Source organism: Pedobacter sp. Leaf250 (genome assembly GCF_920984735.1).
GTDB lineage: Bacteria > Bacteroidota > Bacteroidia > Sphingobacteriales > Sphingobacteriaceae > Pedobacter.
This window is the reverse complement of record NZ_CAKLBU010000007.1, coordinates 24,747-40,082: the sequence shown is the minus strand read 5'-3', so window position 1 is coordinate 40,082 and position 15,336 is coordinate 24,747. Positions and strand designations below refer to the sequence as shown.

15 protein-coding genes are annotated in these 15,336 nt (G+C 35.9%); 5 read left to right on the top strand and 10 right to left on the bottom strand.

All coding sequences use genetic code 11. The features are described 5' to 3' along the window. Positions 1–10: 10 nt before the first annotated feature. From LUA91_RS07640 to LUA91_RS07625, 4 genes are all read right to left on the bottom strand, one after another. Positions 11–838, bottom strand: coding sequence for a type 1 glutamine amidotransferase (locus LUA91_RS07640; protein ID WP_231425444.1), 828 nt, complete (start codon positions 836–838; stop codon positions 11–13). A gap of 7 nt (positions 839–845) precedes the next feature. Continuing rightward, positions 846–1,946 (bottom strand): carboxylate-amine ligase, encoded by a 1,101-nt coding sequence (locus tag LUA91_RS07635; protein WP_231425443.1) that lies wholly within the window; start codon positions 1,944–1,946, stop codon positions 846–848. A 28-nt stretch (positions 1,947–1,974) separates the two neighbouring features. After that, positions 1,975–3,048 carry a RimK family alpha-L-glutamate ligase gene (locus LUA91_RS07630; protein ID WP_231425442.1) on the bottom strand — a complete coding sequence of 358 codons (1,074 nt, stop codon included), beginning with the start codon at positions 3,046–3,048 and terminating at the stop codon, positions 1,975–1,977. Positions 3,049–3,116: 68 nt separating this feature from the next. After that, a complete protein-coding gene (locus tag LUA91_RS07625) occupies positions 3,117–3,824 on the bottom strand; it encodes an esterase family protein (RefSeq protein WP_231425441.1) in 708 nt (235 codons plus the stop codon). Positions 3,825–3,964: 140 nt separating this feature from the next. Between LUA91_RS07625 and LUA91_RS07620 the strand changes: the two genes are divergently transcribed. Beyond that, on the top strand, positions 3,965–4,798 hold the full coding sequence (locus tag LUA91_RS07620) for an esterase family protein (RefSeq protein WP_231425440.1): 834 nt from the start codon (positions 3,965–3,967) through the stop codon (positions 4,796–4,798). Positions 4,799–4,814: 16 nt separating this feature from the next. On the opposite strand, the gene LUA91_RS07615 is transcribed toward LUA91_RS07620, so the two are convergent. Then, positions 4,815–5,492, bottom strand: coding sequence for a TIGR02117 family protein (locus LUA91_RS07615; RefSeq protein ID WP_231425439.1), 678 nt, complete (start codon positions 5,490–5,492; stop codon positions 4,815–4,817). 403 nt (positions 5,493–5,895) lie between these two features. Here LUA91_RS07615 and typA point away from each other — a divergent pair, with 403 nt between their 5' ends. The 4 genes from typA to LUA91_RS07595 all read left to right on the top strand — a co-directional run bounded on the left by typA (position 5,896) and on the right by LUA91_RS07595 (position 11,423). Beyond that, a complete protein-coding gene (typA, locus tag LUA91_RS07610; RefSeq protein WP_231425438.1) occupies positions 5,896–7,698 on the top strand; it encodes a translational GTPase TypA in 1,803 nt (600 codons plus the stop codon). Between the two features lie 408 nt (positions 7,699–8,106). Then, complete coding sequence (locus tag LUA91_RS07605; protein ID WP_231425437.1) at positions 8,107–9,033, top strand: lysophospholipid acyltransferase family protein; 927 nt, start codon at positions 8,107–8,109, stop codon at positions 9,031–9,033. Positions 9,034–9,063: 30 nt separating this feature from the next. After that, the gene (locus LUA91_RS07600) at positions 9,064–10,254 is read left to right on the top strand and encodes a serine hydrolase (RefSeq protein WP_231425436.1); all 1,191 of its coding nucleotides are present in this window, start codon (positions 9,064–9,066) and stop codon (positions 10,252–10,254) included. Positions 10,255–10,379: 125 nt separating this feature from the next. Continuing rightward, complete coding sequence (locus LUA91_RS07595) at positions 10,380–11,423, top strand: hypothetical protein (RefSeq protein ID WP_231425435.1); 1,044 nt, start codon at positions 10,380–10,382, stop codon at positions 11,421–11,423. Positions 11,424–11,487: 64 nt separating this feature from the next. Here LUA91_RS07595 and LUA91_RS07590 read toward each other — a convergent pair whose 3' ends face one another. Genes LUA91_RS07590 through LUA91_RS07570 form a run of 5 tightly spaced genes read right to left on the bottom strand, consistent with a single transcriptional unit; the run spans position 11,488 to position 15,329 of the window. Further along, the gene (locus LUA91_RS07590) at positions 11,488–12,048 is read right to left on the bottom strand and encodes a type 1 glutamine amidotransferase domain-containing protein (RefSeq protein WP_231425434.1); all 561 of its coding nucleotides are present in this window, start codon (positions 12,046–12,048) and stop codon (positions 11,488–11,490) included. Between the two features lie 59 nt (positions 12,049–12,107). Next, positions 12,108–12,809, bottom strand: a complete 702-nt coding sequence (locus LUA91_RS07585) for a hypothetical protein (protein ID WP_231425433.1) — start codon at positions 12,807–12,809, stop codon at positions 12,108–12,110. 3 nt (positions 12,810–12,812) lie between these two features. Further along, the gene (locus LUA91_RS07580; RefSeq protein WP_231425432.1) at positions 12,813–13,559 is read right to left on the bottom strand and encodes a glycosyltransferase family 2 protein; all 747 of its coding nucleotides are present in this window, start codon (positions 13,557–13,559) and stop codon (positions 12,813–12,815) included. A 17-nt stretch (positions 13,560–13,576) separates the two neighbouring features. Further along, positions 13,577–14,047: a DUF1016 N-terminal domain-containing protein gene (locus tag LUA91_RS07575; RefSeq protein WP_231425431.1), complete on the bottom strand. Its 471-nt coding sequence runs from the start codon at positions 14,045–14,047 to the stop codon at positions 13,577–13,579. Position 14,048: 1 nt separating this feature from the next. Then, positions 14,049–15,329 carry a glycosyltransferase family 4 protein gene (locus LUA91_RS07570; RefSeq protein ID WP_231425430.1) on the bottom strand — a complete coding sequence of 427 codons (1,281 nt, stop codon included), beginning with the start codon at positions 15,327–15,329 and terminating at the stop codon, positions 14,049–14,051. Between the last annotated feature and the right edge of the window lie 7 nt (positions 15,330–15,336).

Genomic DNA, 15,336 nt, shown 5'->3' with positions numbered 1-15,336 from the left:
TTTCGTGGCTTTATGCCTCCTGCAAATTTCCTATTGCTTTGTTTAAGAAATTAGGAAGAATAACGCTTTGGGTTAATACAATTCTGGCTGGATCATCTAAGCTGTTAAGCATATCCAAATATTTTTGCTCTCCATGCAAATCAGTAATAGCTTTCTTCTTCTCGTCTTGAAGTAAATACATTTTCATACCAATTGGATCTGCTTCCGGATGGAATTGCGTGCCTATAATTTCATCAGAAAAACGAATCGACATCATACATCTTTCCAAATCAACGTATTTACGTTCTTTTTCTATGGCTAAAAGTTTAGCGCCTTTTGCTTCAAATGCAGCGAAATCAGGCTCTATTACTTGCCAATCCCTACTATCTACAGAGAAGAATGGATTTGTAATGCCATCAAAAATTTCGTCTTGTTCTCCATCTGCAGTTAAAGTAATAGGGAAAATTCCAAAAGCATTTGATCGTCTTTCGGTAACGTTTCCAAGCTCAAATTTTCTGCATGCCAGCTGGAAAGAATGACAGATTAAAAAAGCATATTTTTTTTGTTCATCATTTGATGCATTAAATGCTTCAATTTGATCTAAAAGATTAAAAAAATCGTTTTCCCATTTTTCGCCTTTACTTTCAATTGGGCTACCAGGGCCGCCACTGGAAATATAAGCATCGTATTCAATGCCTGGTATTTCACCTCTTTGCCTTAAATCAAAAATATCGAAAGACAGGTTGATATTATTTTCGTTTCTAAATCGGGATAAAATTTCCTGAATTCCCCGCATACCTTGATTAGGTGCGCCGTTATTCATGTCAATAACGGCGACCTTTAAGTCTCTTTTATCCATTGTAAAATTACTTTGCGCCTATAAGTGTTTGAGTAGTAATGTAATCTACCACCGATTCAAAGTTACCGGTTTGTTGGTAAACTGCCAACTGTCTGTCTGCACCGGTGCCATGCTCAAGTATTTTATGAACGTAATTCAAATCATTTCTACAGCCTAAATCATCCACCACATCATCCACAAAATCGAGTAATTCTAAAACTAAATTGCGGCAATTCACTTCCATTTCTTTTCCGAAATCGATTAAATTTCCATCAATTCCGTAACGGGCAGCACGCCATTTATTTTCGTTAATTAAGGCTCTGGAATAGCTGATGAATTCCATATTTTGCAGGCGAAGTTTATACAATTTTGCACACAATGCCTGGAATAGTGCCGTAAAAGCCATGGTTTCATCAATCAACATTGGGCAATCGCAAATGCGGAACTCAACGGTATCGAAGAATGGATGTACACGGATATCCCACCAAATTTTCTTTGCATTATCCATGCAATTGGTTTTGATTAAGAGCTTTACGTAATTATCGTAATCTTCAATGCTGTTGAAAATATCAGGAATTCCTGTTCGAGGAAACTTGTCGAAAATTTTAGTTCTAAAAGATTTGTAACCCGTATTTCTCGATTCCCAAAAAGGAGAATTGGTTGACAAAGCAAATACGTGTGGCAAGAAATACCTTACCTGATTTGCAATGTGAATGGCCAATTCGCGAGATTGAAAGCCAACGTGAACGTGTAAACCAAAAATTAAATTCGAACGGGCTGCTTCCTGCAACTCATTTACAATTTCGTTATAACGGGGATGTTCTGTTATTAACTGTTTTTCCCAATGCGAAAATGGGTGTGTGCCGGCTGCGCCGATTCTTAAACCCTGCTCACCGGCAAGTTGCGAAACCGTATATCTCAATTGAGAAATTTCTTTACGGGCTTCTTCTGTCGTTTTGCAAATGCCTGTTCCAACTTCTACAACGGCCTGGTGCATTTCTGCTTTTACCTGGTCTTTATGTATTTTTTGTGCGGCCTCTACAATTTTTTGGTCATGCGAGGTAAGTTCCCTGGTAACGGGATCAACTACCATGTATTCTTCCTCTATGCCAAGCGTGAATTCATTCATTCTAGTAATATTTGGTTATAATCCCTTTTTATTTTATTGGCTTTTTCTTTGCCACTGGTTTTGCATCCGTTTTAGGTGCAGCCTTTTCTTTTGCTGGTGCTTTTTCTGCTTTAGCTTTTGGAGCATCTACTTTAGGTGCAGCTTTTGCAACTAGTGGTTTGCCAGCAACTGATGCTTTGATGTATTCACCCCAGGTTAAATTATCCTGTCCAGGTTTTTGCGCTTTCGCCCTTTCAATCGCATAATTTGCAGTCGTTTCAACAACCCAGTCAAAATTTTCCTGACCAACACTTTTAATGTCAGCATCTGGTGCAGGGTTACAGAAATCGATAGCGATAGGCACACCGTCTCTAACCGCAAATTCTACCGTATTAAAATCATAACCTAAATACTGGCACAATTTCAACGTATATTCTTCAACTGTTTTTAACAATTTCGGATCCGGTTTTTTACCATCCACTGCATAACGCAAGTGGTGAGGATTGCGTGGCTCGTATTGCATAATGCGAACATGTTTGCCGCCAATACAATAACATCTAAAATATTCATCGAAAATGATTTCTTCTTGCAACAGCATTACCAATTGCTCAGTACCGCTGTGTTTATCGAAGAAATCTTCCTTGTCGTGTAATTTATAAACGTCTCTCCATCCACCGCCATCATAAGGTTTCATGTATGCCGGGAAACCCACATAATCAAAAATCGCATCCCAGTTTAAAGGCATCGTTAAGTTTGAAAACGATTCGCCGGTTGTGCCCGTAGGGTGTTGACGAGATGGAATTAAAGCTGTTTTTGGTACCGGAACTCCAATTTGCTCGGCTAATGCATTATTAAAAAATTTTTCATCGGCACTCCACCAGAAAGGATTGTTGATTACAGCTGTGCCGGTGATGGCTGCATTTTTTAACGATGCACGGTAAAAAGGAACATCTTGCGAAATACGGTCGATAATTACCGCATAATCCAAAGGACTATTTTGAAGTATTTTCTCTATTTGAACAGGTTCGGCGGTGATGCCTTTTTCTGCTTTTTGGTTAATTCTCTCTACAACGGCCTCAGGAAAAGAGCGTTCCTGGCCAAATAAAATCCCTATTTTTTTCATTGGTACTATTATGTTTAATTGAGTAATTGCTTAATTGTTTGTAAACCTATACTACGGTTTATGTTTGTTTAAAGTTGTGCTATATAATTTGGAAACATTTCTCTCCAAATTGGCCAATCGTGATCAGCATTTTGTCTAATATCAAGCCAGTGGTTGATTCCTTTTTGTGCCAAAATGCCAGATAATCTTTCGTTATCGGCCCTGCACATATCTCTATCTGTTGTACCTAAAACAATTTTCATGTAATGAAGTTCCGGATTACTGTTATTCATCAGGTTATCAACTGGATTGTTGAAATAAACATCATCATTATAAAAACCATCTAACTGCCCGGTAATGTCAAATGCTCCGCTCATGCTAAACATATGGTTTACCAACCATGGGTGCCTGAAGGCAAAATTTGCGGCATGGTAACCGCCGAAACTACAGCCAGCAGTAATAATTTTGCTGTGCCCGGTTTCGTGTCTGGCTAAAGGTGCTACTTCCTCCAGTAGATACTTATCGTACCAAATATGATTTTTAACTCTATCTGCGGGATGTATGCTTTTGTTGTACCAGCTTAATTTATCAATGCCATCAGGGCAATAAATCTTAATTTTTCCTTCGTTGATAAATCCTTCTACAGAATCTATTAATTTGAAGTCTTTAGTTTCGAAATATCGTCCCATGCTCGTAGGGAACAGCAGAATAGGGATACCGCCGTGACCAAAGGTGAGCATATCGATTTCAGCACTTAAATTCGGGCTGTACCACTTTTTATGTTCTTCTTTAACCATATATAAAATTGAATGTTTTAAGTTAGAAATTAAATTCAAGAAAAAGAATCTAATCGTTTTAAAATAAAAGCATAATGTAAAAATTAATTGCTGATAATTGATAGTTTATCAAGATTTGTACCTTTGCAAATTCTGTGGCAATGCCAAGTGATTTGGGGATTTTGAATATGATGTATACTACAATTTTATCAGTAAAAGTTAATACCAGTAATTTTAAACTGCCTTCCGCTTATTTAAAGCGTGAGGTTGAAATAGATATCTATGCGCCTGAAGGTATTTTAGGCAATGAAAAAATTGAGCTTCTTTTATTAAATGATGGGCAGGATGTGGCTAAAATGGATTTTAAAACTATTCTGGAAGAAGCGCATCATAATAAAAGAAACCATCGGTTGATTGTTGTAGCCATTAAAGCATCTACCGAACGTTTAATGGAATATGGCATTGCCGGAGAACCTGATTTTAAAGGCCGTGGAGCGAAAGCTGACCTATACACCGATTTCATCATTAAAGAACTTTTGCCTTTTGTTAAAAAGAAAATCGCGATGCCAATTACCGGAAAAGTGGCTTTTGGTGGCTTTTCTTTAGGTGGATTATCTGCTTTTGATATCGCCTGGAATAACCCTTCAGTTTTTGATGCTATTGGTGTTTTTTCTGGCGCTTTTTGGTGGCGTAAAAAGGATTTGGCTGATGGTTACACGGATGCCGATAGAATTATGCATGCATTAATTGATTCAACTGCTACCAAACCTGATATGAAATTCTGGCTGATGACCGGAACGGAAGATGAAAAAGCGGACCGTAACAAAAATTTAATCATCGACTCCATAGATGATACCATCGATGTAGTTAAAAGCTTGATGAATAAAGGTTATAAACGTCCTGAAAATATTTTTTACTACGAAAAAGTTGGAGGCAAACACGATGTTCAGACCTGGGAAAGTGTGATGCCAGCTTTTTTAGATTGGGCCTTCTAGGTGTAGGCTAAAGCAATTACTGATACTTTTGAAGAATTGGCGTATCAAAAATAGTCCAAAAACAGGCTTTTTGACCACTTGCTTTTAGAGCGTTGTTTGTCCAGGTATTACAGGTTTTGAAAATGCTGTAACTTCCAACAGCTTCATAAAAAGCATCAGCATTATCATAATGGATATTGCTTTTTATACTAATAAAATGTCCGTTATTATCTTTGGTAAAGCTGGCCGAGATATACTTTATCAGTTGTTGATATTGTACTTTGCTGATGTATAATTTTTTACAATTCCGATCTTCGGTCATCAATAGGTAGTAAGTCGTATGCATAGCTGAAGTGCTTAAGCCAGAAATTGCCCGTAAACCGGTGCTTAATTTTAAATCAGAAAATTCTGGTGTTTCCAGATAAAATTTTCTATCTCCCCAGCCAAAAGCTAAAAATTTATAGCTGGTATCTGTTAATAAAGTATGCTCGTATTTTATTTCTTGGGTCCAATCTTTTTGAAAATTACTAGCTGGCAAAACGATATCGGTATGAATACCATTTGTCATGATGTAAATAGCAATCTCTTTTTTATTAAAAGTGTTGTTGTTCACTGTAATTTTTGATAAGCAAAAAGCAGCTAAAAAATATAATGCAATTAATGATAAAATCATCACTGTAAACATGGCTGCATATTTTAAAAACCTTTTGCTCATCGATCTTAATACAGATATTCCTGTAAGGGTAACCCATAAATATAAATCGATTTTTTGATGTACACATCGAAAAACATGATTTTTCCAAAATATGATAAAGGCATAACTTCACGGCATGACTAGTGGATTATTTGAAATCCCTATTAAATTATTAGCAATTGATTTTGAAGCCATTTATAATATTTGCTACGGAATTTTACAAGCCTGATCGCAACAAGAGTGTCAAGTCGATTATGTATCGGTATAAGGTAAGCCACAACTTAGGAGCCGAAGTATTGCTAAAATTGCGTTTCTATTTAAAAATGAGATAATTGCAACATTATCATAGCATTAAATAGTAAGCGGTATAATAGAAAAGCCATTTTTAAACACTATCTTTGCGCCAAATTTATAGGCGCATTTTATGCAAAAGATTAGAAATATAGCTATTATAGCACACGTTGACCACGGTAAAACCACATTGGTTGATAAAATTTTACACTCTTGTTCTGTTTTTCGTGATAACGAACAAAAAGGAGAGTTGATATTGGATAACAACGATTTAGAGCGTGAACGTGGTATCACTATCGTATCTAAAAATGTTTCAGTACAATATAAAGATGTAAAAATTAACATCATTGATACACCTGGTCACGCGGATTTTGGCGGTGAAGTAGAACGTGTTTTGAAAATGGCAGATGGTGTACTTTTACTTTGCGATGCTTTTGAAGGTGCAATGCCTCAAACGCGTTTCGTAACGCAAAAAGCTTTGGCACTAGGTTTAAAACCAATTGTAGTTGTAAATAAAGTAGATAAAGAAAACTGTCGCCCGGAAGAGGTATATGAGCAAATTTTTGAATTGTTCTTTAACCTTGAAGCAACTGAAGAGCAATTGGATTTCCCGGTTATTTACGGTTCATCTAAACAAGGATGGATGAGTACTGACTGGCAAAAACCAACAACTGATATTTTCGCATTATTAGATGCTGTTGTGGCTAACATTCCACCTGCACCAATTAACGATGGAACTTTACAAATGCAAATTACTTCGTTAGATTATTCATCTTTCGTAGGTCGTATTGCAATCGGTCGTGTTCACCGTGGTTCAATTAAAGAAAACCAACCAGTTACTTTAATTAAACGCGATGGAAAAATCGTAAAATCAAGAGTAAAAGAACTTTACACATTCGAAGGTTTAGGAAAAATCCGCACCCAAGAAGTAGGTTCGGGCGATATTTGTGCTGTTGTAGGTATTGATGGTTTTGATATTGGCGATACTATCGCTGATTTTGAGGCTCCAGAACAATTGCCAGTAATTAGCATTGACGAGCCAACAATGAACATGTTGTTTACCATTAATAACTCACCTTTCTTTGGTAAAGAGGGTAAATTGGTTACTTCACAACGTATCAAGGATCGTTTGATGAAAGAAATGGAAAAAAATCTTGCTCTTAAAGTTGTTGAAACTCAAGGTGCAGATTCATGGTTGGTGTACGGTCGTGGTATTCTCCATTTATCGGTATTAATCGAAACGATGCGTCGTGAAGGTTATGAGTTACAAGTTGGTCAGCCACAGGTTATCGTTAAGGAAATTGATGGTAAAAAACATGAGCCAATTGAAACTTTAATTGTTGATGTTCCGGGTGAAGTTTCTGGTAAAGTAATCGAATTGGTAACTCAACGTAAAGGTGAGTTGTTGATTATGGAACCAAAAGGCGATTTACAACACTTAGAATTCGAAATCCCATCTCGTGGTATTATCGGTTTACGTAACAACGTATTAACAGCTACAGCTGGTGAGGCAATTATGGCTCACCGTTTCAAAGCTTACGAGCCTTGGAAAGGTGTAATTCCTGGTCGTTTAAATGGTGTTTTAATCTCTATGGATAAAGGTATGACTACTGCTTATTCTATTGATAAATTACAAGATAGAGGTCGTTTCTTTGTAGATCCAGGAGCTGATATTTACGAAGGTCAGATTTTAGGAGAGCATATTCGCGATAACGATTTAGTAATTAACATTGTTAAAGGAAAAGCATTAACCAACATGCGTGCTTCTGGTACTGATGATAATGCTCGTATTGCACCTGCAATTAAATTCTCTTTAGAAGAGGCTATGGAATATATCCAAGCTGATGAGTATATTGAGGTTACACCACAAAGCATGCGTTTACGTAAAATTTTCTTAACAGAACAACAACGTAAAGCAAACGGAAGTAAAAACTAATAACCCTAAATTTCCTAAGGGGGAATTAAATAAATTGAGCCCATTTCTTAATTGAGATGGGCTTTTTTTATTGGCTACTAAAAATTTCAATTTACCTTGATGTAAAGATATAGCAGGTTTCTATCCATATTTTAGCTTTAGTTTTCTATTTACTATATCTGTTAGGCTATAACCAAAGTCTTTTTTGTAGTGAACTGCAAAGCTCTTAGCCAAAAGTATTCCTCTAAATAAGGTCTAAATACCTGTAGTAATGTAATCAATTATGTTACTGCGGAACTGTTTAAAATTAATCAAGATTATCGTTTTCTGTCAGTATAATCTCAAACCATTTTTACCGATAAAAATCTAACATTTTTATGGCATAAGTTTTTTAGCTCATTTTTAATTTTGTTAAATAACTAATCTGGTATGATTAAAAAGGGCATTTCCCAGCTGGGAATATTTTTTTTAGGCGTATTATCTCTACTACCTTTATCTATTTTATATGCTATAGCTGATGGTGTTTATGTACTAATCTATTATCTTTTTAGATATCGTAAAAAGGTAGTTCGCGAAAATTTGCTGCGGGCTTTGCCCGAAAAATCCCTGCCTGAAATAGAGAATATCGAGAAAAGGTTTTTTAGATACTTAGCTTCACTCATTTTCGAGATTTTGAAAATGAATAATATCTCAAGAAGGGAAATAGAAAAAAGGTATGTATTCAGGAATAAAGAACTTGTACAAGCATATTTAGATAGGGGTGAAAGCGTATTGGTATGTTCGGCACATTATGGCAACTGGGAATGGGGAACTTTAGGCATCGGACTCAATTTCCAGAAGGATCATTATCCGATTTATAAGCCACTTACCAATCCTGTTTTTGATAATTGGTTTAAAAAAGTAAGAAGCCAGTATGGAAATAATCTCATCGCCATGCGTCAAACCATGCGGGCTTTGGCTGCTGGTAAAGGGAAGCCCAGCATCTTCAGTTTTGGAAACGACCAGGCACCATCAAGAGATGAATCGCACTATTGGACCACTTTTTTACATCAACAGGCATCGGTGCAATTGGGTATAGAAAAAATTGCTAAAAAAACCAACCAGCCGATATTTTACTTCAAAGTTAAGGTGCTAAAGCGAGGTTACTACGAGGTAGATTGTGTTCCGCTTTGCTTAAATCCGGCAGAAACCCAAGAATTTAAAATCACAGAAATGCATACCCGCTTTCTTGAAGAAATTATCAGAGAAGAACCTGAATATTGGTTATGGAGTCATCGCAGGTGGAAGTATAAACCAGAAATAAGCAAGCCAATACTTGGTAAGAAAAGACAAGATCTTTCTGATAGTTTGGCTTAAAATGATAGGCGATCTTTATATTTGTTGCCAATGAAATTTTTTAAGAGAGCGATTGGTTATTTCTTTTTAATCATCATTTTATTTTTTGCTGTGTTATTTATTTGGCGACCCTATTTAGCCAGGGTTTTATGGTATCGCCAACCTAATGCGGTAACTTATAAGGCTTTTCCACAAGAAAATGTACGCAAAAGTGATACAACATTTCACTTCTACCGAACTACAAAAACGAGAATTGATCTGGATAGTTTCAAAGTTCGCAATGGCAATAAACAAATGATTCCTTTCTCCGAATATTTTAAACAGGGACAGTTGAATGCATTTATTGTGATTAGAAATGATAGCGTGTTATACGAAAAATATTCAGCGGGTTATTCTGATAGCACTTTAACAACGATTTTTTCTGGTGCAAAAAGCATGGTGTCGATAATGCTCGGACAGGCTTTGAATAAAGGTTATGTTAAAAGTTTAAACGATAAGGTAACTGATTATATCCCCGAATTAAATCCTAACCCAGCTTTTAAAACCATTACATTAAAAAATCTCCTGGATATGAAGTCAGGCTTGGAATTTCAAGATACTTTTGGTGGAATTGTTAAAGCATTTTTTTCAGATGAAGCAAAATACTATTACACGCATGATATGAAAGCCGAGCTAATGAAAGTTAAGCTTGTAAATAAACCTGGTACCGTTTGGAAATATAAAAGCATCGATCCCATTTTATTAGGTTGGGTTTTAGAAATGGCAACAGGAAAATCGGTTGCTCAATTTTTTGAAGAAAATATTTGGCGTAAAATAGGTGCAGAATATAATGCATCTTTTGGATTAGATCATCCAGGTGGCTTGGCGAATACGGCAAGCAGGTTTCAGGTTACAGCAATTGATTTAGCGAAAATTGGTCGCTTATATTTAAGTTTTGGTAAATATGCTGGAAAACAAATTGTTCCGGAAGGTTGGGTAAGGCAATCGATTAATATTGGTAATGAGCAGCCGGCATCTTCAAAAGGCTGGCAAAAATCCGCCCATCATCACCTCTGGTGGATTCCGCAAGATGACGAGAACGGAGATTATGCTGCGGAAGGTATGTTGGGGCAGAGGCTCTATGTAGATCCAAAAACCAATACGATCATTATTCAATTCGCAGACCATGGCGCAGGCGATTATCCTTATCGGAAAATAAGCAGATATTTAGCTGGATTGCCGTTTAATTATCCGAAAAACTGAGTTAACCGCAAAGTACGCAAAAAATATTCGCAAAGAAAGTAGAGTTTTACGTTTAGCTTGGCGCTCTTTGCGCTTGCTCTTTAATTTCTTTGTTGTTAAATTTTTAAAATGCTACATTGCTCTCAATGGAAAACGAAGACGTAAAAATCCTTAAAAAGAAACCAATTTTCCCGGTTACACCAGCGCTGCAAAAATATTTACGAACCTACCAACGTGAGGCTAAATTGCCTATCGGTTATAACGATTTAATGCAATTTAATGAGGCTTTTCCTTTGATGGATAAGTTTGGCAAAGACTCGCTTTGGGAAGGTCCGATTTATGCCCAAGATTTAATTGAAACTTTGCATAATGGTTTAAAAGAAGTTTACGCTAATTTAAAAGCATCAGGAAATCTTCGCATCGTTGAACACAAATACATCGACAAAATTGAATATTGTACGTTCGGAAATACGCATCCTTTTCGGATTAGAATCGTTAACCGCTTAAATGATGTTTACGATTATTTCTATATTAAAAAGGCCGATGCATCCCGTATTTATGGTTTAGAAATGGAAGAGATTTTATCGCCAAATCAGGTAAATTATTTAGTTGATGGCGATACTCTGGTTGAGGAACATATTGCTGGTATTCCTGGTGATGTGTTTACGAAAGGACAATTATATACGCCAGAATTTAATCCCACACGTATTGCAAAAGAGTTTGTAAAGTTTAATGAACGATGCTTAATTATGCTTTTAGGCGACATGCGGGCATATAATTTCGTGGTTCAGATTACGCCAGATTTTGATGATATTCAATTTCGTATCAGGGCGATAGATTTTGATCAGCAGTTTTATGAAGGAAATTTGAAGGTATATCTTCCACAATTTTTTAAAGAAAACTTGCCGTATGTAAAAATGAGTATGGAACAGTTAACCGACAAAACAGTTCTTCAATATCAACAAGAAGAACGTTCTTCAATTGTTCACCGTGTTCGTAGCGAGCGCCATCGATTAACAGATCTTCGTGATGTTTCGAATAAGGAGGAATTAACCACACCTGAAAATATTGCCATTTTGAAACAGAGTATGAGTGAATATTTTAAGGATAAAAATTATTTGAGGTGTAAAAATATGACGGATATTATAGAATTAAATATCAAAAATATCATTCGGCAGGTTAAGTTATAAATGAAAACGGTTGACAAATTGCCAACCGTTTCTTGAGTGAATCTAGAAAGAGCGTCCAAAATGTTTAAGCATGCTGCCCCTCATGTATTCCTTCTGCAAATTCCTCTACAATTTTATCATTAAAAGCAGGTAAATCTTTAGGTGTTCTACTGGTAACCAAACCTTGATCTACCACTACTTCCTCATCGCTCCAAATTGCACCTGCATTAATCAAATCCTTCGAAATGTTTTTTACTGAAGTTAGTTTTCTACCTTGAACAACATCAGCATTAATTAAAGTTTGTGGACCATGACAAATGGCTGCGACTGGTTTTCCATCGCTAAAAAACGATTTTACGAATGCAATAGCATCTTCATTAACACGTAATTGATCTGGATTGATTACACCTCCTGGCAAGAGTAAACCATTATAATCCTCGGCATTTGCTTCTGAAATGGTTTTATCTACATCAACTTCTATCGACCAATGATCTTGATCCCAAGCTTTAATTTTTCCACTTTTGGAGGAGATGATGTGAACGGTTGCACCTTCTTCTTTTAACCTTTTTACTGGTTCGGTTAATTCAACTTCTTCAAATCCGCTTTCTGAAAGAACAGCAATTGTGCGGTTACTTAATTGTCCCATAATCTTTTTCTGTTTTTGATAAGTATATATTAAAGACAGAATTAAGCGAAAATTTGTTTTTAGAAAATTGATTGAATAACGAGTGTTGTCTCCGTATCTAATTCATTCCTATAAAATACGTCATAGATCACTCTGCTTACGATAGTTTTTACTTGTTGCGAATCTTTAAAATGTATAAGAGATAACTTCAAATGAAAATATTCTTTTGTTTTATTTCTTTTGAAGCCTAGTGATTTCAGCAATCTTTTTTTATCCTTTGGGAAATATACTTCATTTCCAATTTGCTCATCTGGTGTTACTGAAATTATAAAATTATTCTTTTTGCATTTAAATTTCAGATACAGATTTGAGCTTTTTTTAAGATGGAACACAATGGACAAAATTTTACTATAAGCTAAATCAAATATGGCGTCATCAAATTCTTGTCCATCATAAAACGGATCTACCTTTTGATTACTTAGTATGTTTAATTCGACGTTAGTTTTTGCTACTTGCTCATCAATATAATCCGAAATCAGTGGGCTAATTGTTTTAAGTCTATCATAATATCTGATCATATTCTCCAACTCTGTTTTTTTTTGGTAAGAGGGATCTTTTATTGAATTGAGAATCACTAATTGATGATTTGCAATTGCAATGCCCTTTTGAAATTTATGAGCCCCTAAGTAATCAAAATCTTCTAGGCATTCATTTAGGCGCTTTGTTAATTCTTCTCTTTCATCCTCATACGATACTATTAGTTCGTTAAGTTCTTCATTCATAACCTAATCATTCGTTCTTTTATTCTTTAGAAAATAAAAAGCCAGGTTCACAGCTATAATCATATGGTTAAAAATATTTGGAATCAAACCATAATATTTTGTGAAAATTTTAAAACGTTCGTTAAGGCTTTCACGGTGCTTTTTCTTACTCATTCCGCCTACCAGGTACTTGGCAACATAACGATGAACATTTACAATGTTCGATGCTTTTTTTGCAGCTTTAATAATCCAGTCAATATCAGAGCTGTACTTGTAATTTAAATCATATGGAGTAATGATATTGCGGCGAACATATATCGCCTGGTGGCTAATGTTCATTCCGTATTTAAAGCTTTTCCAATCAAATTGTTCTGGTGCTTCATGTCTTCTTCGTCCCAGGCTTTCCCAATTATCATTATACATTTCCGTTTCGCCATAGTAAATGTCGGCACCGGGAGCAGAGGCAAAAACGTCTTCAACCGTCTGATCATCATATATTTCATCACCAGAATTCATGAATAAAACATAATCGCCTGTGGACAAAGCTAAACCTTTGTTCATGGCATCATAAATTCCTTTATCAGGGTCTGATACAATTTTAGAAATCTTTTCTTTGTATTTTTCGACAATTGCTAAAGTACCGTCAGTTGATTTTCCATCAATAATAATGTACTCAATTTTTAGATACGTTTGGTTGAGCACAGAGTTAATCGTTCGCTCAATATCTCGAACATTATTGTAAACGATGGTGATTACAGTTAGTTTAGGCATGCTAATCCATTAATTTTTTAAGGTTTCCACATCAGGCAAAAGACCTTTGTATGCAGCTGGCAAAACATGCCTTGTATGATTTCTAAATGATGTGAAAAACTTAATCCAAAAAAAGATTTTTCCAATTGGACCGACACTGTTGGTCTAAATGTAATTTCTTGTAAATCAATTGTTTTTAATCTGGCCGTCATTGGCGAGCTAATTAAATAGTATTCTTCCCAAGACTCATAAAAGAGCCTCATTCGTTTCATATTTGTAGCCGAAAATCCTCTTAAGCCCAGCAGTTCGAGCTGTAAATCAGCCGAAAGGTTTTCGATAACTTTCTCTCCCCACTTTTCTTCTTCAATTTTGTTGGAAATAAATCTACCTACCGCAAAATAAAGCGTTAAGAGTTCTTTATTCACCAAAGAAACAGCCTGATACCTGCTCTGTAAAATCGCCGATTTCAAGGCTTTGATATTATCGAGGTAACTTTTAGATAATTCCATATTACTTCGGTTGCAAATCAATCAAAGTTTCGTACAGGTGAATGTGTTCCGCAGCGATTACTTCTTCCGAGAAATCGGCTAAAATACTTAGTCTGGCTGCTTTTTGAACTTCCTCTTTATTCGGGCGATGATACAACCATTCAATTCCGTTCGCCAAATCTTCAGCATTTTCATATTCGGCCAAATAACCATTTTGCATGTGCGTTACCATATCTGGAATTCCACCTGTAGTAAATGCAATTACTGGTGTAGCGCAAGCCAAACTTTCCATTACCGTATTGGGAAGATTATCTTCCAACGATGGAGTGATAAATGCATCAGCAGCTGAGTAACATTTTGCTAAATGATCATCCTTGTTAATGGTACCAAGAAATGTTGTTTTGAAAGGAAATGCTGGCATTTCTGCATTTTCTTTATTGCCAAAAATAACCAGTTCTATATTTTCTTTTTTAATTCCAGCCCTGCTGGATAAAATTTCTAAAGCCTCAATTAAATAAGGTGTTCCTTTATGCTTATCGTTCTTTGAAGGCATAAAACCACTCATCAATACAAATTTATCCGGATTGATTTTCAATATTTTCTTCGCTTCTGCTTTAACATAAGGTTTGAAAATGTTGGTTTCGATGGTATTTGGAATTACCGAAGTTTTTCTAGTGCCCAATAAACTGCTAAATTTTATCGATTTAGCCATCCAGTTACTTGGTGCAACAATGTGAAAATTTAACTTTGTGTAAGCTTTCTGTTTGCGCAACCAGGTTTTATGTGAAATATCATTTTTTCCGCTAAACTTTAAAATCGGGCAATTGCCGCATTGCTGATGAAAATTCTCGCAACCATAACGTACATGGCAGCCACCTGTAAAGGCATTGCTATCATGAAATGTCCAAACGATTGGCTTCTCCAGTTCATCTAACTCTGCTAAAAATTTGGGTGTAAGGAAACCATGATTAATCCAGTGAAGATGAATGATATCTGCACTTTTAACCTCTGGATGATCTTTAATTGATTGGCCAAACCACTGTAAACTAAATGGTGTTTTTACCGATTTGCTTAACCATTTGGAATAGTATCGCTCCGAAAGGATATTAAAAACAGCTTTGGCTTTCTGGATGGGAGATTTGCTGAAAGAATCAATCTTCGGATTTTGTCCAAATTTATAATACACCAAAACTTTTGAATCGATGCCATTTGCTTTCAGCGCATCGCTTAAGCGCAAACAGGCTCTTCCTGCTCCGCCATTTCCATCATAGGTATTTAGGTGTACAACTTTCAAATCAATCAAAAATACA

Bases quoted from the DNA above. Each gene is read 5' to 3' on its own strand.
- LUA91_RS07640 (WP_231425444.1), bottom strand. From the start codon at position 838: ATGGATAAAAGAGACTTAAAGGTCGCCGTTATTGACATGAATAACGGC.
- LUA91_RS07635 (WP_231425443.1), bottom strand. From the start codon at position 1,946: ATGAATGAATTCACGCTTGGCATAGAGGAAGAATACATGGTAGTTGAT.
- LUA91_RS07630 (WP_231425442.1), bottom strand. From the start codon at position 3,048: ATGAAAAAAATAGGGATTTTATTTGGCCAGGAACGCTCTTTTCCTGAG.
- LUA91_RS07625 (WP_231425441.1), bottom strand. From the start codon at position 3,824: ATGGTTAAAGAAGAACATAAAAAGTGGTACAGCCCGAATTTAAGTGCT.
- LUA91_RS07620 (WP_231425440.1), top strand. From the start codon at position 3,965: ATGCCAAGTGATTTGGGGATTTTGAATATGATGTATACTACAATTTTA.
- LUA91_RS07615 (WP_231425439.1), bottom strand. From the start codon at position 5,492: ATGAGCAAAAGGTTTTTAAAATATGCAGCCATGTTTACAGTGATGATT.
- typA (WP_231425438.1), top strand. From the start codon at position 5,896: ATGCAAAAGATTAGAAATATAGCTATTATAGCACACGTTGACCACGGT.
- LUA91_RS07605 (WP_231425437.1), top strand. From the start codon at position 8,107: ATGATTAAAAAGGGCATTTCCCAGCTGGGAATATTTTTTTTAGGCGTA.
- LUA91_RS07600 (WP_231425436.1), top strand. From the start codon at position 9,064: ATGAAATTTTTTAAGAGAGCGATTGGTTATTTCTTTTTAATCATCATT.
- LUA91_RS07595 (WP_231425435.1), top strand. From the start codon at position 10,380: ATGGAAAACGAAGACGTAAAAATCCTTAAAAAGAAACCAATTTTCCCG.
- LUA91_RS07590 (WP_231425434.1), bottom strand. From the start codon at position 12,048: ATGGGACAATTAAGTAACCGCACAATTGCTGTTCTTTCAGAAAGCGGA.
- LUA91_RS07585 (WP_231425433.1), bottom strand. From the start codon at position 12,809: ATGAATGAAGAACTTAACGAACTAATAGTATCGTATGAGGATGAAAGA.
- LUA91_RS07580 (WP_231425432.1), bottom strand. From the start codon at position 13,559: ATGCCTAAACTAACTGTAATCACCATCGTTTACAATAATGTTCGAGAT.
- LUA91_RS07575 (WP_231425431.1), bottom strand. From the start codon at position 14,047: ATGGAATTATCTAAAAGTTACCTCGATAATATCAAAGCCTTGAAATCG.